Source organism: Streptomyces sp. ID05-26A (assembly GCF_033794685.1).
Classification (GTDB): domain Bacteria; phylum Actinomycetota; class Actinomycetes; order Mycobacteriales; family Pseudonocardiaceae; genus Lentzea.
This window is the reverse complement of sequence record NZ_JARAYZ010000001.1, coordinates 2,109,827-2,133,088: the sequence shown is the minus strand read 5'-3', so window position 1 is coordinate 2,133,088 and position 23,262 is coordinate 2,109,827. Positions and strand designations below refer to the sequence as shown.

The following is a 23,262-nucleotide window of genomic DNA, read 5'->3' as shown; positions in this document are numbered from 1 at the left end:
TCGTCGATGTTCGCGAAGTGGGGATCTATCGCATATCGCCGCCGGTGGGTGGTGTTGATCGCGACCGTACTGCTCGCGGTCGTCGGCGGTGTGTGGGGCATCGGCGTGTTCGACAAGCTCAGCCAGGGTGGTTACGAGGCTCCTTCCAGTGAGGCTGCGCGGGCCGACAAAGTAGCCGAGGAGGCGTTCGGGCGGCAGAACGGTGACGTGATCGTCATTTATCGCGGCGATTTCGCGAACCCGCTCGAGCTCAAGAAGGTCGCCGACCACATCAGCGGCTTCCCCAAGGACGACGTGCTCAAGGCCGTCGGGCCGGTGCCGTCCGACGACCGGCAGCAGGCTCTCGTCGCGATCACGCTGAGCAGTGGTGACTCGAACGAGCAGATCAAGCAGTTCCAGGACGTCCAGTCCCAGTTGAAGATCGACGGCTTCACCGAGCAGGTCGGCGGGCTCGTGCCCACCCAGAAGGCCATCAACGACATGTCCCAGGAGGACCTGACGCGCGCGGAGATGTTCTCGCTGCCGCTGGTCCTGCTGCTGCTCGTGATCATCTTCGGCGGCCTGGTCGCCGCGAGCCTGCCCGTCGTCGTCGGTGGGCTCGCGATCATGGGCGCGCTCGGCGTGCTGCACGGCGTCGCCCTCGTCACCGAGGTCAACTCGTTCGCGGTCAACGTCGCCTCGCTGCTCGGCCTGGGCATGGCGATCGACTACGGCCTGTTCATGGTCGGACGGTTCCGCGAAGAGATCGCTCAAGGCCGCACGATCGAACAAGCTGTCGGACGCACGGTCGCGTCCGCCGGCCGCACCGTCGTGTTCAGTGCGACGCTGCTGGTCATCGCGCTGGCCGGGCTGCTGCTCTTCCCGCACGGCTTCCTGAAGTCCCTCGCCTACGGCGGTGTGGCCTCGGTCGCGATCGCGGCGCTGGTCTCGATCACGCTGCTGCCCGCGTTGCTCGGCGTGCTCGGCCACCGAGTCGACAAGCTCGCGATGCCGTGGCGGAAGAAGGAGCCCAGCGAACGCGGCTGGCGCAAGCTCAGCGGCAAGGTCATGAAGCGGCCCGTGCTCATCGCCGTGCCGATCGTCGGTGTGCTGCTCGCGCTCGGCTCGCCGTTCCTCGGCGTGCAGTTCGGCCAGGTCACCGAGAAGGTCCTGCCCGAGGGCAACGCCGTGCGCGTGGCCACCGAGAACATCAACCAGAACTTCTCGGCGCTCTCCAACACCGGCTTCAAGATCGTCGTCAAGGGCGGCGACGAGGCCGCGGTCCAGGCCTACCTGGGCAAGGTCAAGGACGTCCCGGGCGTCGGCGAGGTCCAGCCGACGGGTGCGGGCAACGGCGTCACGGCCGCGTCCGCCGGTCTCGACAACGACGCGCTGAGCGAGGAGTCCAAGCAGGCGCTCAAGGACGTCCGCGCCCTCGAACCCCCTGCCGGCGCCGAGGTGCTGGTCGGCGGCAACACCGCGACGGTCAGCGACTCTCTCGACGCCATCGCCGACGGACTGCCGCTGATGGTCACGCTGCTGGTCGGCGCGACGCTGATCCTGATGTTCCTGGCGTTCGGCTCGGTCGTGCTGCCGATCAAGGCCGTGCTGATGAGCGCGCTGTCGCTGTCCGCCACGTTCGGCGTGCTGGTGTGGATCTTCCAGGACGGTCACGGCGCCGGCTGGCTCGGTGTCACGCCGGGGCCGCTGGAGTCCGGCATCGTCGTGCTGATGGCCGCCATCGTGTTCGGGTTGTCGACGGACTACGAGGTCTTCCTGCTGTCCCGCATGGTCGAGGCTCGCGGTCAGGGCGCGACCACCGAGGAGGCGGTGACCACCGGCCTCGCCAAGACCGGCCGCGTGATCACCTCGGCCGCGCTGCTGCTGATCGTGGTGACCGGTGCGTTCGCGTTCTCGCAGGTCGCGATGATGCGGTTCGTCGGCGTCGGCATGATCCTCGCGCTGGCGCTCGACGCCACCGTGGTCCGGATGCTGCTCGTGCCCGCCGTCATGAAGCTGCTCGGCAACGCCGCGTGGTGGTCACCCGGCCCGCTCAAGAAGATCCAGGAACGCCTGGCGCTTCACGACGAGCCGGTGGACGACCTCGACGACTTCGACGACGAGGTCCGCAGGCCCGTCTCCGTCGGCTGACCGGGCGGGAAGGCGATCAGGGCCGCGTCGAACAGGCGCGGCCTCGCCTCCAACTCACCCGTCTTCATCAGGTACGTGGTGAGCACCGCGTTCGTGCTGTCCAGGACCGTCGTCGTCGCGCCGGTGGCGAGGAAGACCCTCGTGTCACCCGGCGCGATGGCGACGCTCGGCGAGTCGATGGACAGACGTTCGCGCACCGTCATGGACGCCGTGTCGACGACCGCGACGGAACGTTCCTTCGGCAGCGTCAGGTAGACCGTGCGACCGTCCGGGGTGACGGCGATGCTGCCCGCTCCCCTGCCGACCTCCACCGTGCCGACGACCTGGTTCGTGGTCGTGTCGATCACCGACAGCGTGCCGGGCGTCTTCTGGCCGAGGCGCATGCTGCTCACGTAGAGGCGTTTGCCGTCCGGCGAGATCGCCACGTGCTGCGGCAGCCCGCCGACCTGCACCGTCGTGGTCTGGAACGCCGTCGCGGTGTCGACCAGGCCGATCGTGCCGTCCTGGGAGTTCGCGACGTAGAGGATCTTGTTGTCCGGGTGGACGGCGAGGCCCTGCGGCTGCCCGCCCGCCTTGATCACGGCGACCATCCGGAAGTCCTGGGGATCCACCACCGCGACGCCGCCGCTGGCCGAGACGTAGAGCCGCTGGCCGTCCGGGCGCATCGCCGCGTGCGAGAGCTGGACCTGCGTGAAGAGCCGGTCGACGATCGCACCGCTCCGAGGGTCGACGACGGTGATCGCGCCGGTCCACCCGTTGATCACGTAGAGCCGCCGCCCGTCGGGCGACACCGCGACACCCGTCGCACGGCCCCCGGTGTCGGCCTGCACCAGGACGGCACCGTTGCGGGTGTCCACGACCTGGACGAGACCGGACTTCCCCACCACGTACGCAAGCGGTGCCACCGATGCGGAAGAAGTGGTCGTGTACTCGTGCCCTTGGTGAACACCCATCGCCGCGAAGGCCGCTGAGAGCGCTAGAACCGCGGCCACGAGGCGTGGCTTTGCCATACGGCCGATGGGAACACTTCCGGGTGGCTTCGATCCACTTCAGTCACTCGACCGAGGGAAATCTATGCCTGGATGTAGTACTGCCGTGGTCCGCGACGGCGGTGCGGACCACGGCAGCACGATCAGTAAGAGGGCGGAGCCACTGGTTTGGATTCATATGACTGGGGATTCTTCGCGGATATCACCAGTTTGGCGTAACGAGCGCCCGCGGTGAGCAGGACCAGACCGGCTCCGAGGAACGCCAGCACGCGGGCGACACCGTCGAGCGCGGAGAGGTCGAACAGCACCAGCTTCACGACCGCGGCGGCGACCAGGATCAGGCCGGAGATCCGCAGCGCCTTGTTGTTGATCCCCCTGACCAGCAGGAACAACGCGGCGATCGTCCACGACACCGTGACGACGGAGTGTCCGAAGAGGAACCCGGTCTCGTCCGGCGACACGAGCAGCGCCGCGCACAGCACCGCACCCGCCGCGCCGTAGAGCAGCACGATCCCCGAGACGATCCACGGGAACGGGTGCCTGGCCGGCTCGCGCAGCACCTGCATCTTCAGCGCGGCCCACGGCAGCACGGCCGCGAACACGCCGAGCACGATCGCCGTCACCAGGCCCGCCGCGTAGTCGCCGGCCTCGACGTTGTTGAAGAAGCGCGGCTCGTCCAGCAGCCACGTGATCGGCACGGCGATCCCGATCGTCATGATGAACCCGACGAAGCCGAACGCGATCGAGCCCACGAGCGCGCTCTTCTTGTTCAGGCGGGCCGCGAGGAACGCCAGCAGCACCGCCTCGGCCAGCACGATCGCCGTCCGCACGTTGCCGTCCAGAGCGATGACGGTCGTCTGGAACAACGCGAGCATGCCCGTCGCACCGGCCGCCGTCGTGAACGCGCGGGGCAGGTCGGGGACCATCCAGATCGCCAGCAGCACGGCGGCGACCGCACCGGCGAGGATCGAGTTGACCGGGTCCTTCAGCAGCGTCGTCGCGAACATCGCCGGCAGTGCCGACCCCGCGATCAACGCGACCGCGACGAAGTCGTCGGGACGCTTGCGGATCGTCAGGAACGCGACCGCGATGCCGACGACGGTCGTGGCCGCCGCGACGCCGACCACGGTCCACTCGTAGGAGCGCGGGATGGCGTTGGCGGTGGTGAGCAGCGAGGCGAGGATCGGCGGGAAGCCACCGGCGATGGCGAGACCCGGCCAGTTGCGCCGGATGTGAACTGGCGTGCTGGCCATCTTGAGCACCAGCAGGAAGCCGACGAGCAGGACCGTGAAGCCTTCAGTGATGATCGGCGAGCACACCGCGCACGCTGCGACGACGGTGACCGCGAGCGCTTGCGACTCCCACTTCAGCGCGAGCACGACACCGGCTGCCGCGACGGTGAGCCCGACGACGAGGCCGACGCTCTCGGGCAGGTAGTGGTAGAGGCTGGTTGCGGCGAGCACGTCCAGGTAGAGCCCGGCGAAACCGGTGAACACCAGTGCCAGCGCCCCGGTGCGTCCGGAGGGGTTGCGGTGCAGCCACATGCCGATGCCGACCATCGCGCCGCTGAACACCGCGCCGCCGATCACGCGCGGCAACGGGCCGAGCCAGCCGCGCTGCACGGCGAGGACCAGCAGCAACACGAAGCCGAGCACGGTGATCGCGCCACCGACCCACGCCAGCAGCTTGGCGCCGGCGCCGTCCTTGCCGAGCTTCTCGAACAGGGTCTCGCGCGGCTGCTGGGGCCACGGCTGCTGCTGCGGGTGGGGCCACTGCTGACCGGGAGGGGGCGGGAACTGCGGTCCCGGCTGCGGGAACTGCGGGCCGGGAGGCGGCGGAAGCTGCTGGCCGGGGAACTGCGGGCCAGGAGGAGGCGGCGGAGGCAGCTGGGACGAGGCCGCGGCCTGCTGTGACCAGGGGTTCGCCTGCTGCGGTGCACCGACAGGTTGCTGCTGCGGCGCACCCATGGGTGCCTGCTGCGGCGCTCCGGTCGGCGGAGTCGGGACGGTCGTGGCCGGTGGCTGCGGCACCGCGACCGGCCGTGCCACCTCAGGTGCCTCGAGGACCGCCGTCGCGGTCGAGGCGGAGCGCTCACGCATCTCCGTGCTGATCGTCGTCAGCCGCTGCCCGATGGCCGCGAGCTCCAGCGCGAGGCGCTGCTCGTCTCCGAGGCGATCCTGTCCGTCCATGTGATCAGAGTGAGGCAGCGCACCCCCAGTTACATCCGTACACCTACTCATCCACTGGTCTCGGCTTGACTACATCCATGTGTAATCGATTAACTACGACCTTGTGACGACCATGAAGGACGTTGCGCAGCACGCCGGCGTCTCCACCGCCACCGTGTCGCGCGTGCTCAACGGGCATGCCGCGCCGACGCCCGAGACCCGTGAGCGCGTGCTCGCCGCGATCGAGGAGCTCGGCTACCGGCGCAACGCCCTGGCGCGTTCCCTCAGGACCACCAGCACCCAGACCCTCGGTCTGGTCATCAGCGATCTGCTGAACCCCTTCTTCGCCGAGATCGCCCGAGCGGTCGAGGACGAAGCCCGGTCACAGGGCTACTGCGTCGTGATCGGGAACGCCGACGAGAACTTCGAGCAGGAGGCCACCTACGTGCGCACCCTGCTCGACCGCCGGGTGGACGGCCTCCTGCTGTGCCCCGCGACCGACGACCCGAGTCTGGTTCGCGAAGTGAGCGCAGGTGGCGTGCCACTGGTTCTGCTCGACCGGACGGTCAGGGGCGCGACATGCCCCGTCGTCCGCGCTGACGGCAGCGAGGCGTTGACCGCGCTCGCCCGGCGGCTCGTCGGCGCCGGCCACACCCGCATCGGAGTGATAGCGGGTCCGCCGAACACCTCCACTGGAAGAGAACGAACCGACGTGCTCACGGGCTCGCTCGGCGGCCTCGCGCAGGTCGTGCACGGCGACTTCCGCCAGGAGAGCGGTAGCCAGGCCGCCGCGAGGCTCATCGACGACGGCGTCACCGCCCTCATCGCGATGGACAACCTCATGGGCCTCGGTGCGCTGGGCGAGATCCGGGCCCGCGGCCTGCAGATCCCGCACGACATCGCGTTCGCGGTGTTCGACGACCAGCCGTGGTTCCCGTTGCTCGACCCACCGATCACGGTCATCGCGCAGCCCACCGTCGAGATGGGCAAGGCCGCCGCGCGCAGCCTCCTCGCCCTGATCGACGGCCGGCAGCCCGACGACGTCCGCCTCACCGCGAAGCTCGTGCTGCGCGGTTCCCTCGGGGAGGCCGAGCTGTGAACACCCTCATCACGGCCCGTGGCATCACCAAGCACTTCGGCGCCACCAAAGCGTTGGACGGCGTCGACCTCGACATCAACGCGGGCGAGGTCCACGTCCTGCTCGGCGAGAACGGCGCGGGCAAGTCCACGCTGGTCAAGGTCCTCGCAGGCATCCACGGCCACGACGCCGGCACGATCGAGGGCCACTCCAGCCTGGCCGTCATCCACCAGGAACTGGCGCTGGTCCCGGAACTGAGCGTCGCCGAGAACCTGTTCCTGAACCGGCTGCCGAGGAAGTACGGCTTCGTCGACCGCGCCGAGATGCGCCGCAGGGCACCGGAGCTCCTGAACCGCGTAGGCCTGGACGTCGACCCGGACGCCAAGGTCAAGGACCTCGGCATCGCCCAGCAGCAGATGATCGAGATCGCCCGTGCACTCGACAAGAACGCCGGCGTGCTGATCCTCGACGAGCCGACCGCCGTGCTCACCGAGACCGAGACAGACCGGTTGTTGCAGATCATGGCCCAGCTGCGCGACAACGGCGTCGGCCTCGTCTTCATCACCCACCACCTCGACGAGATCCAGCGCGTCGCCGACCGCATCACCGTCCTGCGCGACGGGCGAAGCGTCGGTGTCCTCGGCCCGCGTGCCACCACCCAGCACATGATCGAGCTGATGGTCGGCCGCCCGATCGACGAGCAGTACCCACGCGCGCGACAACGTCCGGGCCAGCCGCTGCTGAGCATCTCGGGCCTCACCAAGCGCGGTGTCTTCGAGGACATCACCATCGAGGTCCACGCGGGCGAGGTCGTCGGCATCGCGGGCCTGGTCGGAGCAGGACGGACGGAGGTCGCGCGCGCCGCGTTCGGCGTGGACGACTACGACCACGGCAAGGTCGAGGTCGACGGCACACCGTTGCGCCGCCACGACGTCCAGGCCGCGATCAGGGCAGGCCTCGGCCTGGTCCCCGAGGACCGCAAGGGCCAGGGCCTCGTCCTCACCGCCACCGTCGGCCGGAACCTCGAACTCGTGACGCTCGACAACCGCGACCAGAAACGCCTGCACGACATCGCGGGCAAGCTCCGGATCAAGGGCCGCGTCGAGCAGCCGGTGAAGGAGCTCTCCGGCGGCAACCAGCAGAAGGTCGTCATCGGCAAGTGGCTGCTGGCCGACCCGAAGGTGCTGATCCTCGACGAACCGACCAGGGGCGTCGACGTCGGCGCCAAGGTCGAGATCTACGAACTGATCAACCGCATGACCGCGCAGGGCCGGGCCGTGCTGCTCGTGTCCAGCGACCTGCCCGAGGTGATCGGGATGAGCGACCGGGTCGTCGTCATGGCGCACGGCCGGATAGCCGGTGAGCTGCCCAAGGGCGCGACCCAAGACCAGGTGATGGCACTCGCCGTGCAGGAGATTTCAGCGTGAGCACGATCAGCATCCGCAAGTACGCAAGTGAGAACGGAGCCCTCGCGGGACTCCTGATCCTCGCCCTGGTCATCGCGATCATGCAGCCGGCGTTCCTCAACGCCCAGAACCTGCTCAACGTCGGTGTGCAGGCCGCGGTCATCGCGATCATGGCGTTCGGCATGACGTTCGTGGTGGTCGCGGGCGGGATCGACCTGTCGGTCGGCAGCATCGCCGCGCTGGCCGCGATGGTCGGCGCGCTCACCGCGGGCCCGGTCGGACTGCTGGTCGGCGCGCTCTGCGGACTCGTCAACGGCGCGCTGATCAGCTACGGCAAGCTGCCGCCGTTCATCGCGACGCTGGCCATGCTCAGTGTCGCCCGAGGTCTCACGCTGGTGTTCTCCGAGGGCCAGCCGCACGAGACCGACGCGCTGGTCACGTTCCTCGGCTCGAACCTCGCGCCGATGGTTCCGTTGCCACTGCTGCTGATGCTCGCGTTCTTCGGCATCACCGGCCTGATCCTCACGCGCACCAACCTCGGCCGTCGCATGTACGCGATCGGCGGCAACGAGGAGGCCGCGAAGCTCAGCGGCATCGACGTGCGCCGCAACAAGCTCTGGATCTACGCACTCTCCGGCCTGTTCGCCGCCGCCGCGGGCCTCGTGCTCGCGGGACGGCTCGGGTCCGCCGGTCCGCAGGCAGCGGTCGGCTACGAGCTCGACGCCATCGCCGCTGTCGTCATCGGTGGTGCGTCGCTGTCCGGTGGTGTTGGCCGCGCCACCGGGACGTTGGTCGGCGCACTCGTGCTCGCCGTCCTGCGCAACGGCCTCAACCTGCTGCAGGTCCCGCCGTTCTGGCAGCAGGTCGTCATCGGCGCGGTGATCGCTCTCGCCGCGTTGCTCGACTCACTTCGCCGTCGCTGAGAAAACCCGCAACAGGTAAGGAAGACACCAATGAAGGTGACCCGACGGATCGCGCTGACGCTCGGTGCCGCTGCTCTCGTGGCGACCGGCTGCAGCGGAACTGGGGCGTCCGGAGACATCACCATCGGCCTCGCGGTGTCCACTTTGAACAACCCGTTCTTCGTGGAGCTGCAGCAGGGCGCGCAGGAGATGGCGGACAAGCTCGGTGCCAAGCTCACCGTGGTCGACGCGCAGAACGACGCGACGAACCAGGTCAACCAGGTGCAGACCCTGGTGACCCAGGGCGTCAAGGCGATCATCCTCAACCCGGTCGACTCCAAGCAGTCCGCGCCCGCCGCGAAGGCCGCCGAGACCGCGAACATCCCGCTGATCTCGGTCGACCGCGCCGTCGAGGGCAAGGTCGCCGCCGAGGTCGCCTCGAACAACGTCTCGGGCGGCAGCCTCGCGGCCATCGAGCTCGGCCGCGCCACGTCCGGCGAGGTCGCGCACCTCAAGGGCATCCCGGGCGCGTCCGCGTCGCGTGACCGCGGCCAGGGCTTCGAACAGGGCCTGAACAGCGGCAACATCAAGGTCGTCGCCTCCGCCGTCGCCGACTTCGACCGCGCCAAGGGCCTCAACGAGACCACGAACCTGCTGCAGGGCCACCCCGGTCTCAAGGGCCTCTTCGCCGAGAACGACGAGATGGCGCTCGGCGCGATCAAGGCCCTCGGCGCCCGCGCCGGCAAGGACGTCCAGGTCGTCGGCTTCGACGGCACGCCGGACGGCCTCAAGGCGATCCAGGACGGCACGCTCGCCGCGACCGTCGCCCAGCAGCCGAAGCTGCTCGGGTCCAAGGCCGTCGAACAGGCCGTGCACGCCGCCAAGGGCGAGCCGGTCCAGCAGGTCGTGGACGTCGAGGTCAAGGTCATCACCGCGAAGAACGTGGCAGAGTTCGTCAAGTGACACAGACTCTGCTCGTTCTCGGGTCCGCCAACGCCGACCTCGTGGTCGAGGTCGGCAGGCGGCCCGCCGGCGGTGAGACCGTGCTCGGCGGCGACACCGTCGTGCTGCCCGGCGGCAAGGGCGCGAACACCGCCGTCGCGGCCGCGCGCGTCGGAGCGTCCGTCTCGCTGGTCGGCGCCGTCGGTGGCGACGGGTACGGCTCGCTGCTGCGCGAGTCGCTGGAGTCGTCCGGTGTCGGAACTGCTCTGGTGAAGACTTCCGAGCGCCCCACCGGGATCGCGTACATCACCGTGACGCCGGACGGCGAGAACTCGATCGTCGTCTCCCCCGGCGCCAACGCCGACGTGGCGTTGTCCGATGTGGACGCGCTGTCGTTCGACGGCGTGCGGGTGCTGACCTGTTCGCTGGAAGTGCCGCTGGAGACGGTGGTCCACGCGATCGGCGTGGCGTCGAAAGCCGGAGTCCGGACGGTGCTCAACCTGTCGCCGGTCGCCGAACTGCCCGCGGAGACCTTGCGGCAGCTCAGCGTTCTGATCGTGAACGAGCACGAGGCCGCACAACTCGCCGCGGACTGGAACGGCCTGCTCGACCTGGGCCCGGCCTCGGCGATCATCACCCTGGGCTCGCGCGGCGCCGCCGTGGTGGAGAGGTCCGGTGTCGTCGAGGTGCCGTCGATCCAGGTCGACGAGGTGGTCGACACGACCGGCGCCGGTGACGCGTTCGCCGGTGCGCTGTCCGCCCGGCTCGCCGAGGGCGACGACCTGGTGCAGGCCGCACGTTACGCCGCTAAGGTCGCCGCGCTGTCCGTCACGAAGGCGGGCGCGCAGCCGTCCTACCCGACCGCAGCCGAGATCGGCTGACCTACGTCCGCACCGCCGCGCGGTCGTCGAACAGGTCCTCGTCCGGCAGCGTGTACCTCTCGACGTTCGGCGTCCTGTCCGGCAACGGCCCGTCCGGCATCTCCGGCTGCACGGGCGGCGCGGCGACCTGGGTGAACGGGATTCCGCGCGGTGACTTGGCCTTCTTGACGGGACCGACGACCACGTCGCCCCCGGGATTGCCGGTGACGAGGTTGTGGAACACGGTCCGCGGGCTGGCCGTGATGCTCATGCCCAGCCCGAACGCCCCGTCGGCCTTCGCCGGCGACAACGCCTCGTCGTTGTCCGACACCAGGTTGCCGACGAACGTGACGTCGTCCTCCCGCTGGACGTTCGCGGCCAGGCCGACGCGGTTGCCGCTGAACCTGTTGCCCAGCACGAACATCCCACCGGACGCGTGCGCGCCCTCGTACCCGACGGCGTTGCGTTCGGCGACGTTGCCGCGCACGACGACGTCGCACGGCTTGCAGTGGCCGACGTAGAAGCCGTTCGCGCTGCCGCTCGCGTAGCTCTGTTCGATGACACCACGTTGGGCGTCGAACGCGTGGATGCCGAACAACGCGTTGTTGCTCGCCGTCACGTAGGAGACGCGGAAGTCGCGCTGCGCCGAGATCAGCACACCGTTGGACGTGTGGTTGCGGACCGTCAGGTTCTGCACCGTCACCTCGGACGCGGCGACCACGATCCCGTTGGCGCGCTTGACCTCGCCGTCGATGATCACGCTGCCGCGCCGGGCACCCCTGATCGTGATGCCCTTGGTCCTGATCTGCACCGACTCCTCGTAGACGCCGGGCGCGACGAGAATGGTCGTGCCCTCCCGCGCCACGTCGACGGCGGCCTGGATGGTGCTCAGCTGCGCCGGGACGACGATCTCGGAACCGAGGTCCGGTCGCACCGCCGAACATCCGGCGATCAGGAGCACTGCGGTGAGGACGGACGGTAGGTGCACGGCTGGTGACCGTACTGCTCCGTTCGGCCCAGTCCGCGCGCAGGCTTTGAATTGGTCACACTGAACTGTCCTGGGTTTCCGGTCGGAGGGTATGGTCTAGACCATGTCGAGCACGCGGCTCAGCGGTGTCGGTGTCAGCAGCGGCCGGGCTTCCGGCCCCGTGGTCAGGGTCGCCGAGGCCTTGCCCGAACCTCCTGTCGGTCCGCGACCTGCGGATACAACAGCCGAGGCCGCGCGCATCCGTCCGGCGACCGAAGCCGTGGCGCAGCGCCTGATGGAGCGCGCGAAGACGGTCGAGGGTGACGCCCGCGCCGTGCTGGAGACGACCGCCGCGATGGCGGGCGACCCGTCGCTCATCAAGTCCGCCGAGAAGCTCGTCGCCGACGAGTCGCTGCCCGCCGCCCGCGCCGTGCACCAGGCGGCCCAGAAGTTCATCACCGCGCTGCAGGCCGCCGGTGGCTACATGGCCGAACGCGCCCGCGACGTCCAGGACGTCCGCGACCGCGTGGTCGCCGAGCTCCTCGGCCTGCCCGCGCCCGGCGTGCCCGACCTCGCGTCGCCGTCCGTGCTGGTGGCCCGCGACCTCGCGCCCGCCGACACCGCGGGCCTTGACCCGTCGAAGGTCCTCGCCCTGGTCACCGAAGAGGGCGGACCCACTTCGCACACCGCGATCCTCGCCCGTTCGCTGGGCATCCCGGCCATCGTCGCGTGCCGCGGCATCCTCGCGTTCGAAGGCACCTCTCTCGACGTCGACGGCGACACGGGCCAGGTCCGCGAGTCGGATGGCAAGGTCCGCGCGGCCGGCACCGGCAAGAAGGCCGAGTGGAACGGTGTGGGTGTCCTCAAGGACGGCCTGCGGGTGAAGGTCCTCGGCAACGTCGGCTCCCCTGCGGACGCCAAAGCCGCTGCTCAGGCGGGCGCGGAGGGCGTAGGCCTCTTCCGCACGGAGTTCTGCTTCCTGGACGCAGCTGAGGAACCGACCGTTGCTGAGCAGACTGCTGCTTACGAGGCCGTACTGGCGCCGTTTAAGGGCAAACCCGTTGTGGTGCGCACCCTCGACGCGGGTGCGGACAAGCCGCTGGCGTTTCTGAGCCCGGACCCCGAGCCCAACCCGGCCCTGGGCGTCCGCGGTCTGCGCGTCGCCTTCGACCGCCCCGAGGTCCTCGACCGCCAGCTCGAAGCGATCGCCGCCGCGGCGAAGTCCTCCGGTGCCGACGTCTCGGTCATGGCCCCGATGGTCGCCACCGCAGCCGAGGCCGCGTGGTTCGTCGAGCGCGCCCGCGCCGCCGGCATCACCCGCGTCGGCGTGATGGTCGAGGTCCCGTCCGCGGCTTTGTCCGCGAAAGAGATCCTGCAGGTCGTCGACTTCATCTCCATCGGCACCAACGACCTGGCCCAGTACGTCTTCGCCGCCGACCGCCAGCTCGGCGGGGTCGCGGCCCTGAACGACCCGTGGCAGCCCGCGTTGCTGCGCCTGATCGCCCTGGTGGGCGAGGCGGCCACCGCCACCGGCAAGCCCGTCGGCGTCTGCGGCGAGGCGGCGGCCGATCCGCTGCTCGCGTGCGTGCTCATCGGCATGGGCGTCACTTCGCTGTCGATGAACCACACCGCGCTCTCCGGCGTCGGCGCGAGGCTCGCGACGTCCAGCATGGACATCTGCCAGCTCGCGGCCCGTGGCGCACTGGCGGCGGGCGACCCGGCGTCGGCCAAGCTGGCGGCCCGCGCCCCGCACTAGCCGATCGCGGTCACGCGGATCTCAATGCGCATCTTCGGGTGACCGAGGGCGGTGACCCCGCTCTCGGTCCAGATCGGCGTACGCTCGCCCATGCGCGCACGGAACTGCTCCACCATCACACGGTTGTGGTCGTCGAACGAGTCGTCGCCGAGCACGTGGTACGAGTTCACGTGCACGACATCCGCCCACGACGAGCCCGCCGTCGCGAGTGTGCGCTCGACGTTCTCGAACGCCCGCACGATCTCGTCCTCCAGCGCCGCGGGGAACTCGAACTCGTCGTCCCAGCCGCCCTGACCCGAGATCTCGACGCGGTCGCCGATGCGGACCGCCTGGCTGTAGCGCATGTTCTTCAGCTGCGTCTCGCCGTATCCAGGGGTGGCGAAGAACTCCGGCTTGCTCATCTCTTGTCCCTCCGTTGACTTCATGCTTGAAGTCAACCGTACATGACTTCAAGCGTGAAGTAAGCTGCCGCGCATGGAGTGGCTGAACGCCGAGGAGAAGGACGCCTGGACCGGGCTGGTCTCGATGCTGCTGCTCATGCCGGGCCGGCTGGAAGCGCCGCTGCAACAGGAGTCGGGGCTGAGCCTCTTCGACTACCTGGTGCTCAGCCACGTCTCGGAGGCGCCGGACCGCACCATCCGCATGAGCGAACTCGCGCACCTGGCGAACGGGTCGCTGTCGCGGCTGTCCAACGTGGTCAAGCGCTTCGAGCAGCGTGGCTGGGTGGTGCGGTCGCCTGATCCCGACGACGGCCGCTACACCGTCGCCTTCCTCACCGACGAGGGCTACGAGGTGGTCGAGGCCGCCGCGCCCACGCACGTGCGCACGGTCCGGCAGTTCGTGCTCGACCCGCTGTCCGCCGCCGACCGGCAAGCGCTGACCCGCATCGCGGCCAAGCTGAGCGTGACGATCCCTAACGCGGGCGAAGCTCGTCGAGAACAGCCCTGATCAGCGGGTGGTCCTCGGACCCACGGCGCACCGCGGCGACGACCCGGCGCAACGGCGCCACGCCCGACACGGCCCGTCGTACCGCCACCGCGCTACCGACCCGCACCCCGCCGACGGCGTTCCGGGGTGCCAACGCCACTCCCGCACCCGCCGCCACCAGTGCCTCGATCGCGCGGAAGTCGTCAGAGGTGTGCCTGATGCGCGGCGTGAACCCGGCTTGCGCGCACGCCATCTCCACGACGTCCCGCAGCGGGTTGCCGGGCAGCGTCACCACCCAGTCCTCGTCGGCGAGCGACGCCAGGTCCACCGGTCCGGACACCGGGTACTCCGGCGGAAGCACGACGTCGAAAGGCTCGGTGTAGAGCGGGAACCGGGTGAAGCGGTCCGTCGTCCGGTGTTCCTCGGTGATCGCCACGTCGATCTCGCCGTCCAACAGGAGCCGGACGCTCTCGTGCCCTTCGGCGTCGCGCACGGAGAGTTCGATCGAGCGTTCCTTCAACGCCGCCAGCGCCGGTGCGACGACCTGCGTGATCGCCGACGCGAACGCCGCCACCGCCACGCGTCCGGCCGTACCGGAGGCGAGAGCGTCCAAAGTGGCCTGTGCACGTTCCAGTTCGGCGGCCACGACGTGGGCGTGCGCGACGAGCAACGAACCGGCCGGCGTCAGCGACACACGCCGTCCCTTGCGCAGCAGCAACGGATGCCCTGCCTCGGACTCCAGGGCTGCAAGCTGCTGCGACACCGCTGACGGCGTGAGGTGCAGCGCGGCGGCTGCGGCTGTCACGGTGCCGTGGTCAGCGAGCGCGCGCAGCACGCGGAGCCGTCGTGGGTCGATCACCGCTCAATGATGGGGGATTCCACTCCGCCGTTCACGGCGGCGCCCAGTGGCAGGATCGGCTCGGTGTTCGTCCCCTCCAGCAGGAGGTACTGCTCCTCCGCGATCGAGGTCTTCGCGGGAAGGCCGTGCTGGGCCGTCGTGATGACGTTCCGCTTCAAGATCGGCTTGCCCGTGGCGGGGTTGAAGACGAACTCGGTCTCGACGTCGCTGAACTGGAACTGCGGCGGCGCGGGGATCGTCACCCCGACGCCCACGCCCCCGTTGGGCAGGGGCACGCGGTCGAGGTACCGCGCCCGGTCGAGCGACTTGAGCAGCTCGAACGCTCCCCGCCGCTGGTCGTCGCGCACGTCCGCGATCACGACGGCCATGACGAGGTCCGCGAGCTCGTAGGCGCCCTTCTCCTCGGGCTGCAGCTTCGCCTTCATGCCCGCCGGGTCCGCGGGCAGGTCGTCGAACGACTCCAGCCGCTCCCAGTAGGCCGACGTCAGCGAGAGCCCGCTGACGTAGGACTCCTGCACCGCCGGTGCCATCGGACCGATGCGCACCGACCGGCTGCCGCCGAGTTGAGGCACGACCTCCGGTCGACCTGCGGCCTCCCACGCGGTGTCGTCGTCCCTCGAGAACGGCTCGACCTCACCGTCCTTCTGCACCACCGCGATCTCGCGCTTCCCGGCCTGCCACTGATCGGTCTTGGAGTCGAACCGCACGACGAACGACTTCGTCGGCTCCCCGACGACCATCAACGAAGACTGCTGCCGCAACACCCGCCACCACTGAGGCGCGGCAGCAGGCTGCACGGGCTGAGAAGGCTCAGGCAGCACCACGACCGCAAGGGCGATCACAGCGGCGACGACGACCAACGGCGCGAACCGCCGCACGAACTGCCTCCGCGCCGGCCTCTCTCGCGGCAACGTGACGATGCGTGCGAGGTCCCGTTCCATCCGCTCGGGGTCGACCTCGGGCGTCGGCGGCTTGGCCTGCGCCAGGTCTTTCAGGATGTCTTCCACGACGCCCTCGCACGGTCGAAGTTCGGAGTCCAGAGAGCGGCCTGCAACCGCCGTCGAGCCCGATGCAGCCGCACGAAGAACGTCGCGGTCGTGCACCCGAGCACCTGCGCGGCCTCGGCCGCGGCCAGTCCGTGCCACGCGATGAGCGTCAGCACCTCCTGGTCCGCCTCGGACAGGCTCGCCAGGGCAGCCCGCAGCTCGATCACCGCGAAGTCGTCCTCGGCGGGGAAGTCGGTGAGCTCGATGTGCGTCGTCTGCCGCCGAGCCGAACGCACCAGGTTGCGGGCGATGCCGAGCAGCCACGGCAGCGCGTTCGACGGCATCTGGTCGGACTTGTGCCACGCGATCGTGAAGGTCTCGCTGGTGATGTCCTCGGCAAGCCGCAGCCCCGCGTGGCTCGCCGCATAAGCGAGCACCCGCGGGTAGCACTCGCGGTACACCGCCGAGAAGTCCTCCACGTGAAGAAGTGTGCCGACCGGGCCGATTCTTACCGGTGAGTGACGCGGGTCACATCGCGGAGGAACGCGGACCACGCCTCGCCCGACACGGGGAGGTGCGTGGCCGGCGCCTTGCTGTCCCGGATGCCGATGCCGTGCCCGACCTCGACGCAGTCACTCGAGTCTTCGCTGTAGGAACTCTTGCGTCAGGTCGACACGTGGAACGCCTCCTCAGATCAGCATGGAGGAGCTTGTGGCGTTCTAGCTTCGCCGCAATCACTTTCTCGCAGTCGACTTGGTGCGAGCGGCTCCGGCGATAACGGCGCGCGTGTAGTCGGCGGCCTGGAGATCAGGTGTCTGGCTTCGAGCGGTGGGACGTGGCAGTAGCCGATCAGTCGTTCCAGGGCGGCCTGAGTCACGCCGCCCTTGCCCCGCACGAGATCGGAGAGTTCGGCTTCATCCCAGCCGAGTTCTTCAGCGATCTTGCGGTGAGTCAGTTTGGTCTGCTCGATGGCGTACCGGACGCCCTCGCCGAACTCGCGCCCCACCACGCTGGACTTTCTTCTTGGCATACCGAAAAGCTAGAAGAAAGTTTCGTACCGGCTCCAGCTTCTCCTCGAAAGAAGTAATTACTTGGAGCCGGTACAAGTCCTACCTTTACATCTTTTCGCGTGCCGCGATAAACGCGTCCACCGCCCGGTTGACGTCCTCGGTCGTGTGTGAAGCCGACATCTGCGTGCGAATACGAGCCTTGCCGTGCGGCACGACCGGGTACGAGAACCCGATGACGTACACGCCCTGCTCCAGCAACAGGTCCGCGAGCTTCGCCGCCTCCGCCGCGTCGCCGATCATCACCGGGATGATCGGGTGCTCGCCGGGCAGCAGGTCGAAGCCCGCCTCGGTCATCCGCCGGCGGAACAGCTCGGTGTTCGACCGCAGCTGCACCAGCAGCTCCGACGAGGAAGACAGCATGTCCAGCGTCGCGATGGCGGCTGCGGTGATCGACGGCGCCAGGGAGTTCGAGAACAGGTACGGGCGCGAACGCTGGCGCAGCAGTTCGACGATCTCCTTGCGGCCCGACGTGTAACCGCCGGACGCGCCACCCAACGCCTTGCCCAGGGTCCCGGTCACGATGTCGACGCGGTCCTGCACGCCGAACAGCTCCGGGGTGCCGCGGCCGGTCGGGCCGGTGAAGCCGACGGCGTGCGAGTCGTCGACCATGACCAGGGCGTTGTAGCGCTCGGCCAGGTCGCAGATCTCGTCCAACGGCGCGAGGTAGCCGTCCATCGAGAAGACGCCGTCGGTCGCGATGAGGCGGTAGCGGGCGTCGGCGGCATCCTTGAGCTGGCGCTCCAGGTCGTCCATGTCGCGGTTCTTGTAGCGGAACCGGCGAGCCTTCGACAGGCGCACGCCGTCGATGATCGAGGCGTGGTTCAGCTCGTCGGAAATGATCGCGTCCTCGGCGCCGAGCAGCGTCTCGAACAGGCCGCCGTTCGCGTCGAAGCACGAGCTGTAGAGGATCGTGTCCTCGGTGCCGAGGAACTCGCTGAGCTTGCGCTCCAGTTCCTTGTGCGGTTCCTGGGTGCCGCAGATGAACCGCACCGAGGCCATGCCGAAGCCCCAGTCGTCCAAGGCCTTCTTCGCGGCCTCGATCAACGTCGGGTGGTCGGCGAGGCCGAGGTAGTTGTTGGCGCAGAAGTTCAGCACCTCGTCGCCGGAACCGACGCGGACGGCGGCGTTCTGCGGGGTGGCGATGACGCGTTCGGACTTGTAGAGCCCGGCCTCCCTGATCTCCTCGATGGTCTTGAGGAGGTCGTTCTTCAGCTCGCCGTACATCAGGCTCCCGTCCAGTCGAGGATGACCTTGCCGCACTTGCCTTCGCGCGCGGTGGCGAAGGCCTCCGCGTGCTGCGTGTGGTCGAACCGGTGCGTGATGACCGGCGCGAGGTCGAGGCCGCGCTGCAGCAGCACGGTCATCGAGTACCAGGTCTCGAACATCTCGCGGCCGTAGATCCCCTTGATGTGCAGCATCTTCAGCACGACGCTGCTCCAGTCGACGGAGAACTCGTCCGCGGGCAGTCCGAGCATCGCGATGCGGCCGCCGTGGGCCATGTTCGCGATCATGTCGCGCATCGCGACCGGCTTGCCGGACATCTCCATGCCGATGTCGAAGCCCTCGGCCATGCCGAGTTCGCGCTGGGCGTCGGCGATGGTCTTCTCGGCGACGTTCACCGCGAGGTCGACGCCCACCTTGCGGGCCAGGTCGAGGCGGTGCTCGGAGATGTCGGTGATCACGACGTTGCGCGCGCCCGCGTGCTTGGCGACGGCGGCGGCCATGATGCCGATCGGGCCGGCGCCCGTGATGATCACGTCCTCGCTGATGACGGGGAAGCTCAGCGCGGTGTGCACGGCGTTGCCGAACGGGTCGAAGATCGCGGCCACGTCCAGGTCGACGGGCGTGCGGTGCACCCAGGCGTTCTGCTCGGGCAGCACGACGTACTGGGCGAACGCGCCGTCGGAGTGCACGCCCAGACCGCGCGTGTTCGCGCAGAGGTGGCGGCGGCCGGCCTTGCAGTTGCGGCAGGTCCCGCAGACGAGATGGCCCTCGCCGCTGACCAGGTCGCCGACCTTCACACCGGTGACGCTGCCGCCGACCTCGACGACCTCGCCGACGAACTCGTGGCCGAGGACCAGCGGCGCCTTGATGTTGGTCGCGGCCCAGTCGTCCCACGAGTCGATGTGCAGATCGGTGCCGCAGATACCGGTGCGCAGCACCCTGACCAGCACGTCCGTCGGTCCGGGGGTGGGGTCCGGGACGTCGGTCAGTTCGAGGCCGGGCCCAGCGGCGACCTTGACGAGAGCCTTCATGCGGGAAGTTTCACCCTTTGCTGCTTGTGCAGTCCATCAGGACTTTCTGAAGTTCTTGTGCAGCTCAGCTTCATTGGCGATGTTGCGCACCATGCCGCCGAACACGATGCCGTGGAACGGCCAGACGGCCCACCAGTAGAGGTGCCCGGCGAGCCCTTTGGGCACGAACACGGCGCGTTGGCGGTAAGTGGACCCGTGTCCCTCGTTGCCCGCCACTCGAAGCTCCAGCCACGCCTTGCCGGGCACCTTCATCTCGGCCCGCAGCCGCAGCAGCTGCCCGCGTTCGATCTCCTCCACCCGCCAGAAGTCGAGCGCCTCACCCACGTACAGCCGTTGCGGATCACGCCGTCCGCGCCGCAGCCCCACACCGCCGACCAGCCGGTCCATCCACCCCCGCACCGCCCAGGCCAGCGGGAACGAGTACCAGCCGCGCTCGCCGCCGATGCCCTCCACGACCTGCCACAGCCGTTCGGGCGTCGCGTTCGTGCGCTGCTCACGGTCGTCGGTGTAGACCGAACCGCCGGACCAGTCGGGGTCGGTCGGCAACGGTTCGCTCGGCGCACCCGGCAGCGTCGCCCCCGACCAGCGCGTCTCGACGTCGGCGTCGCGGATCTTCGACAACGCGAGCTCGACGGCCTTGTCGTAGCCGGTGTTCTCGCCCGGCAGCACCTCGCGGATGTCGTTCTCACGGCACACCACCTCGTGCACCAGAGACTCGATCAGCGGCTTCGCGATCGACTTCGGCACCGGCGTGACGACGTTGACCCAGTGCGACGACAGACCCGGAGTCAGCAGCGGCACGGGCAGCACGCGGCGCTTGGGCAGTCCCGCGACCTCGGCGTACCGGAGCATCATCTGCAGGTACGTCAGCACGTCCGGGCCACCGATGTCGAACGTCCGGTTCTCGCCTTCCAGCGTGGTGGCCTCGACCAGGTAGCGCAGGACGTCCCGGACGGCGATCGGCTGGATCCGGTTGTGGACCCAGCGCGGCGTGACCATGACCGGCAGCCGTTCGGTCAGGTAGCGCAGCATCTCGAAGCTCGCCGAGCCCGACCCGATGATCACCGCGGCCTGCAGCACGACAGCCTGGACGCTCGACCGCAGGAAGACCTCGCCGACCTCCTTGCGGGAGGCCAGGTGAGGTGACAGCTCGACGCCTTCGGGGTGCAGTCCGCCCAGGTAGACGATCCGCTGGACGCTCGCGCGTTCCGCTGCCCGCGCCGTGTTCTCCGCGGCCTTGCGGTCGGCGTCGGCGAAGTCCTTCGACTGCAGCGAGTGCACGAGGTAGTGGACGACCTCGACGTCCCGCATCGCCTCGTCGAGGTCCCCGAGCACGTCTCCGCGCACGATCTCGACGTCAGCGGCCCACGGGACGTCGCGCAACTTCTCCGGCGACCGCACCAGACAGCGGACCTCGTGCCCTTCGGCCAGCAGCCGGGGCACGAGTCGTCCGCCGAGGTATCCGGTCGCGCCGGTCACGAGGCATCGCATGCCTCGATCCTGCTGGTTCGCAGGTCGGCGTGCAGATCAGCGCTTGCTGCGCTTGACCACGACGGTCCCGCCGCGCACCACGCCCTTGAGCTGGAAGTGCGGGGTGCCCGCCGAGTTGCGGACCTTGTCCTTGACCTCGCCCGCGGTGATCTCGACTGCGTCGAAGTTGAGCGACGCCCCCGCCGGCAGCAGCATCTTCACGGTGCCCAGCGACACGTCCAGGTCGACGTTGACGACCGGCGGCACCTCGGCGGCGGTGAAGTCGAGGTTCGTGGTGCCGAGGGTGTTGCGGATGACGAGCTCGTTCGGCACGACCCAGTGCCCCTTGCGGGTCGTGGTGCTCATCGTGTTCTTCAGCTCGGTGCGCTCGCGGGCCAGCTCGTTGTTGACCATGCCGGGCAGGTCCATCAGCACCGCGTTGAGGTCCGCCCTGGTCTTCGCGGCGAGAGCGGTGTCCGTGCGGACGGTGAACTCGTCGAGCGTGATCATGCCGCGGCCCACCGCCTTGTTCAGCAGGCTGACGACGTGCTCACGCTCCGCGTCGGACACTCGTAACTCTCTGGCATCTGTCATTTCTCTGCCTCCGGATCGGCGTCGAGACCGTGCTCGATGGCATAACGCGCCAACTCCACCCGGTTGTGCAGTTGAAGTTTGCGCAAAGTCGACTGGACGTGGTTTTCGACCGTGCGGTGGGAGATCACGAGGCGGTTCGCGATCTGCCGTGCGGTCAGACCCTTGGCCACCAACCGCAGCACCTCGGTCTCCCGTTCGGTGAGTTGCGGCTTCTCCTCCGAGTCGTCCGGAGCGGCGGCCATGCGCCGGTACTCACCCAGGACCAGGCCCGCGAGGCCCGCGGTGAACACGGCGTCGCCCGCGGCCGTCCTCGACACCGCTTCGACCAGTTCCTCGGAGGACGCGGACTTCACCAGGTAACCGGACGCACCCGCCTTCACGGCCTGCAGCACGTCGTCGTGCTCGCCGGACGCGGACAACACGAGCACGCGCGTCTCCGGCAGTTCGCTGGTGATCATCGCGGTCGCGTCGACCCCGGAGAGTTCGCCGAGGTTGAGGTCCATCAGGACCACGTTGGGCCGCACGGCCTTCGCGATCCGCACGGCCGAGGGCGCGTCGCCCGCGGTCGCCACTATCTCGAAGCCGCGCTCCTGCAGATCGCGTGCCACGCCTTCGCGCCACATCGGATGGTCGTCCACGACCATCACCGAGACCGTCATCCTGCCGCCCCCTTCCTGAACACTCGAACCTCCCATTCCGTGCCCTCCCCCGGCCCGGTCTGGAGCTCGAGCGTGCCACCGAGCGACTCCACCCGGCCCTTGATCGACTTCTCGATCCCCATCCTGCCCTCTGCGGCGGCCACCGCTATCCGGCCTTCCGGGATGCCCGGACCATCGTCCCTGACGCTGAGCACGATCTCCTCCCCCAGGTCCTCCAGCAGCACCCACGCCCGTGCGTCCTGACCGGCGTGCTTGTCCACGTTGGACAGCGCCTCCCGCACCAGCGACGTCAGCTCGGTCGCGGCCGCGGCCTTCAGCATGACCTGCGTGGCGGGCGTGGACACCTGGATGCGCGGCGTGGCCAGTAACTGCAGCCCCGGCCGCATGTCGATCTCTCCATCCACAGTGGAGTCGACAGGGGCGGCGGCGACCAGGTTCCGCAGCGCCACCTCCTGCTCGCCCGCCATCGTGGCCAGTTCGGCCGCCTCGCCGCCGACCTCCATCCCGCGTTTGCGCACGCGGGCTAGGACCTGGAGCACGCTGTCGTGGATCGAGCGCGCAAGCCTCTCGCGTTCCGCCGTGGCCGCTTCCGCTCTCAACGCCTGCGCGAGCAGCACCGCACTGCGCCGCGCGGTGGCCGACGCCATGCCGACGACCATGCCCGCGCCGGCGAGCAACACGACGTCACGCAGGAGGTCGAGGCTGGGATTGACCTTGGACAGGTAGGTCGAGAGGCCGACCGCCAGTCCGCCGGCGAAGCCCGCGTACGGCCCACCCAGCGCACCCAGTGCCACCGCCGGCACGCACGCCCAGATCGTCGTGATCAGCGGGACGTTCAGGGTCAGCAGCTGGTGGTCGGACATGATCAGTGGCGAAAGGGACATGAGACCGCAGGTCAGAGCCAGGTCGGTGAGGACGAGCGGCCACCGCCTGCCCCACGTCGTGCTGTAGGCGCGGCTCGTGAAGACGGACCACAGCGCCATCACCCCGAGCGTGGTCCACGCGAGCCACGGCCGTACGTAATTGGACTGGTTCGCGATGATGTTCGCCGTCGCGAAGAGGAATGTGACTATGCGTAGTGCAATCGTCCCGCGCCACAGGGGCGTGGTCGGGTCGTCGATCACCTTCGTCACACGTTCGGCAGGCTCTTTGCGCACTCTGTGCTCCCTTCGGACACCATCCTGCCGCGTGAACGTGTGCTGGCTAACCCCCAGGTGGCCGTCTTCTGCCGAACGGAGGAATGT

General features: G+C 69.0%; 20 protein-coding genes and 2 pseudogenes. 7 read left to right on the top strand and 15 right to left on the bottom strand.

Annotated features, from left to right (window positions below; translation table 11 throughout):
* Positions 1-6: 6 nt before the first annotated feature.
* A complete protein-coding gene (locus PV646_RS10555) occupies positions 7-2,130 on the top strand; it encodes an MMPL family transporter (protein WP_500341241.1) in 2,124 nt (707 codons plus the stop codon).
* Here PV646_RS10555 and PV646_RS10550 read toward each other — a convergent pair.
* Together PV646_RS10550 and PV646_RS10545 are read right to left on the bottom strand one after the other, a co-directional pair.
* Entirely contained in the window at positions 2,061-3,140 is a 1,080-nt protein-coding gene (locus tag PV646_RS10550; RefSeq protein WP_500341240.1) for a beta-propeller fold lactonase family protein, read from the bottom strand. The two genes, PV646_RS10555 and PV646_RS10550, sit on opposite strands and share 70 nt — an antisense overlap.
* 122 nt (positions 3,141-3,262) lie before the next feature.
* Positions 3,263-5,308: a DUF2339 domain-containing protein gene (locus PV646_RS10545; RefSeq protein ID WP_500341239.1), complete on the bottom strand. Its 2,046-nt coding sequence runs from the start codon at positions 5,306-5,308 to the stop codon at positions 3,263-3,265.
* Positions 5,309-5,411: 103 nt separating this feature from the next.
* On the opposite strand from PV646_RS10545, the gene PV646_RS10540 reads away from it, so the two are divergent.
* The 4 genes and pseudogenes from PV646_RS10540 (at position 5,412) to PV646_RS10525 (ending at position 10,496) form a co-directional block, all read left to right on the top strand.
* Positions 5,412-6,386, top strand: coding sequence for a LacI family DNA-binding transcriptional regulator (locus tag PV646_RS10540; protein WP_500341238.1), 975 nt, complete (start codon positions 5,412-5,414; stop codon positions 6,384-6,386).
* Positions 6,383-7,792 (top strand): sugar ABC transporter ATP-binding protein, encoded by a 1,410-nt coding sequence (locus PV646_RS10535; protein ID WP_500341237.1) that lies wholly within the window; start codon positions 6,383-6,385, stop codon positions 7,790-7,792. The genes PV646_RS10540 and PV646_RS10535 overlap by 4 nt, the downstream gene beginning before the upstream one ends.
* Positions 7,789-9,636: pseudogene (locus PV646_RS10530) on the top strand (ABC transporter permease/substrate-binding protein). Before PV646_RS10535 ends, PV646_RS10530 begins: the two are co-directional and overlap by 4 nt.
* Complete coding sequence (locus PV646_RS10525) at positions 9,633-10,496, top strand: ribokinase (protein ID WP_500341236.1); 864 nt, start codon at positions 9,633-9,635, stop codon at positions 10,494-10,496. Before PV646_RS10530 ends, PV646_RS10525 begins: the two are co-directional and overlap by 4 nt.
* 1 nt (position 10,497) lies before the next feature.
* Here PV646_RS10525 and PV646_RS10520 read toward each other — a convergent pair whose 3' ends face one another.
* A complete protein-coding gene (locus tag PV646_RS10520) occupies positions 10,498-11,463 on the bottom strand; it encodes a right-handed parallel beta-helix repeat-containing protein (protein WP_500341235.1) in 966 nt (321 codons plus the stop codon).
* A 103-nt stretch (positions 11,464-11,566) separates the two neighbouring features.
* Here PV646_RS10520 and ptsP point away from each other — a divergent pair, with 103 nt between their 5' ends.
* On the top strand, positions 11,567-13,198 hold the full coding sequence (gene ptsP / locus PV646_RS10515) for a phosphoenolpyruvate--protein phosphotransferase (RefSeq protein WP_500341234.1): 1,632 nt from the start codon (positions 11,567-11,569) through the stop codon (positions 13,196-13,198).
* Here the strand turns inward: ptsP and PV646_RS10510 are convergent.
* Positions 13,195-13,599, bottom strand: a complete 405-nt coding sequence (locus tag PV646_RS10510; RefSeq protein WP_500341233.1) for a Rid family hydrolase — start codon at positions 13,597-13,599, stop codon at positions 13,195-13,197. The genes ptsP and PV646_RS10510 overlap by 4 nt on opposite strands.
* A gap of 73 nt (positions 13,600-13,672) precedes the next feature.
* Here PV646_RS10510 and PV646_RS10505 point away from each other — a divergent pair, with 73 nt between their 5' ends.
* Complete coding sequence (locus PV646_RS10505) at positions 13,673-14,146, top strand: MarR family winged helix-turn-helix transcriptional regulator (protein ID WP_500341232.1); 474 nt, start codon at positions 13,673-13,675, stop codon at positions 14,144-14,146.
* Here the strand turns inward: PV646_RS10505 and PV646_RS10500 are convergent.
* The 11 genes and pseudogenes from PV646_RS10500 to macS all read right to left on the bottom strand — a co-directional run bounded on the left by PV646_RS10500 (position 14,112) and on the right by macS (position 23,175).
* On the bottom strand, positions 14,112-14,984 hold the full coding sequence (locus tag PV646_RS10500) for a LysR family transcriptional regulator (RefSeq protein WP_500341231.1): 873 nt from the start codon (positions 14,982-14,984) through the stop codon (positions 14,112-14,114). The genes PV646_RS10505 and PV646_RS10500 overlap by 35 nt on opposite strands.
* On the bottom strand, positions 14,981-15,991 hold the full coding sequence (locus tag PV646_RS10495) for a hypothetical protein (RefSeq protein WP_500341230.1): 1,011 nt from the start codon (positions 15,989-15,991) through the stop codon (positions 14,981-14,983). Before PV646_RS10495 ends, PV646_RS10500 begins: the two co-directional genes overlap by 4 nt.
* Positions 15,976-16,449 carry an RNA polymerase sigma factor gene (locus tag PV646_RS10490; RefSeq protein ID WP_189157492.1) on the bottom strand — a complete coding sequence of 158 codons (474 nt, stop codon included), beginning with the start codon at positions 16,447-16,449 and terminating at the stop codon, positions 15,976-15,978. Before PV646_RS10490 ends, PV646_RS10495 begins: the two co-directional genes overlap by 16 nt.
* Positions 16,450-16,478: 29 nt before the next feature.
* Positions 16,479-16,622: pseudogene (locus PV646_RS10485) on the bottom strand (DUF397 domain-containing protein); the annotation flags it as partial.
* Between the two features lie 42 nt (positions 16,623-16,664).
* Positions 16,665-17,000: a helix-turn-helix domain-containing protein gene (locus PV646_RS10480; protein ID WP_500341229.1), complete on the bottom strand. Its 336-nt coding sequence runs from the start codon at positions 16,998-17,000 to the stop codon at positions 16,665-16,667.
* A gap of 85 nt (positions 17,001-17,085) precedes the next feature.
* The gene (locus tag PV646_RS10475; RefSeq protein WP_500341228.1) at positions 17,086-18,264 is read right to left on the bottom strand and encodes a glycine C-acetyltransferase; all 1,179 of its coding nucleotides are present in this window, start codon (positions 18,262-18,264) and stop codon (positions 17,086-17,088) included.
* Complete coding sequence (gene tdh, locus PV646_RS10470; protein WP_500341227.1) at positions 18,264-19,295, bottom strand: L-threonine 3-dehydrogenase; 1,032 nt, start codon at positions 19,293-19,295, stop codon at positions 18,264-18,266. The genes PV646_RS10475 and tdh overlap by 1 nt, the downstream gene beginning before the upstream one ends.
* A 36-nt stretch (positions 19,296-19,331) precedes the next feature.
* The gene (locus PV646_RS10465) at positions 19,332-20,786 is read right to left on the bottom strand and encodes an SDR family oxidoreductase (protein WP_500341226.1); all 1,455 of its coding nucleotides are present in this window, start codon (positions 20,784-20,786) and stop codon (positions 19,332-19,334) included.
* A 36-nt stretch (positions 20,787-20,822) separates the two neighbouring features.
* Positions 20,823-21,335 carry a DUF1707 SHOCT-like domain-containing protein gene (locus PV646_RS10460; RefSeq protein ID WP_500341225.1) on the bottom strand — a complete coding sequence of 171 codons (513 nt, stop codon included), beginning with the start codon at positions 21,333-21,335 and terminating at the stop codon, positions 20,823-20,825.
* A 20-nt stretch (positions 21,336-21,355) separates the two neighbouring features.
* Entirely contained in the window at positions 21,356-22,018 is a 663-nt protein-coding gene (locus tag PV646_RS10455) for a response regulator (protein WP_500341224.1), read from the bottom strand.
* On the bottom strand, positions 22,015-23,175 hold the full coding sequence (gene macS, locus PV646_RS10450) for a MacS family sensor histidine kinase (RefSeq protein ID WP_500341223.1): 1,161 nt from the start codon (positions 23,173-23,175) through the stop codon (positions 22,015-22,017). The genes PV646_RS10455 and macS overlap by 4 nt, the downstream gene beginning before the upstream one ends.
* Between the last annotated feature and the right edge of the window lie 87 nt (positions 23,176-23,262).

Bases quoted from the DNA above. Each gene is read 5' to 3' on its own strand.
- PV646_RS10510 (WP_500341233.1), bottom strand. From the start codon at position 13,599: ATGAGCAAGCCGGAGTTCTTCGCCACCCCTGGATACGGCGAGACGCAG.
- PV646_RS10550 (WP_500341240.1), bottom strand. From the start codon at position 3,140: ATGGCAAAGCCACGCCTCGTGGCCGCGGTTCTAGCGCTCTCAGCGGCC.
- PV646_RS10555 (WP_500341241.1), top strand. From the start codon at position 7: ATGTTCGCGAAGTGGGGATCTATCGCATATCGCCGCCGGTGGGTGGTG.
- PV646_RS10505 (WP_500341232.1), top strand. From the start codon at position 13,673: ATGGAGTGGCTGAACGCCGAGGAGAAGGACGCCTGGACCGGGCTGGTC.
- PV646_RS10455 (WP_500341224.1), bottom strand. From the start codon at position 22,018: ATGACGGTCTCGGTGATGGTCGTGGACGACCATCCGATGTGGCGCGAA.
- tdh (WP_500341227.1), bottom strand. From the start codon at position 19,295: ATGAAGGCTCTCGTCAAGGTCGCCGCTGGGCCCGGCCTCGAACTGACC.
- PV646_RS10545 (WP_500341239.1), bottom strand. From the start codon at position 5,308: ATGGACGGACAGGATCGCCTCGGAGACGAGCAGCGCCTCGCGCTGGAG.
- PV646_RS10475 (WP_500341228.1), bottom strand. From the start codon at position 18,264: ATGTACGGCGAGCTGAAGAACGACCTCCTCAAGACCATCGAGGAGATC.
- ptsP (WP_500341234.1), top strand. From the start codon at position 11,567: ATGTCGAGCACGCGGCTCAGCGGTGTCGGTGTCAGCAGCGGCCGGGCT.
- PV646_RS10480 (WP_500341229.1), bottom strand. From the start codon at position 17,000: ATGCCAAGAAGAAAGTCCAGCGTGGTGGGGCGCGAGTTCGGCGAGGGC.
- PV646_RS10465 (WP_500341226.1), bottom strand. From the start codon at position 20,786: ATGCGATGCCTCGTGACCGGCGCGACCGGATACCTCGGCGGACGACTC.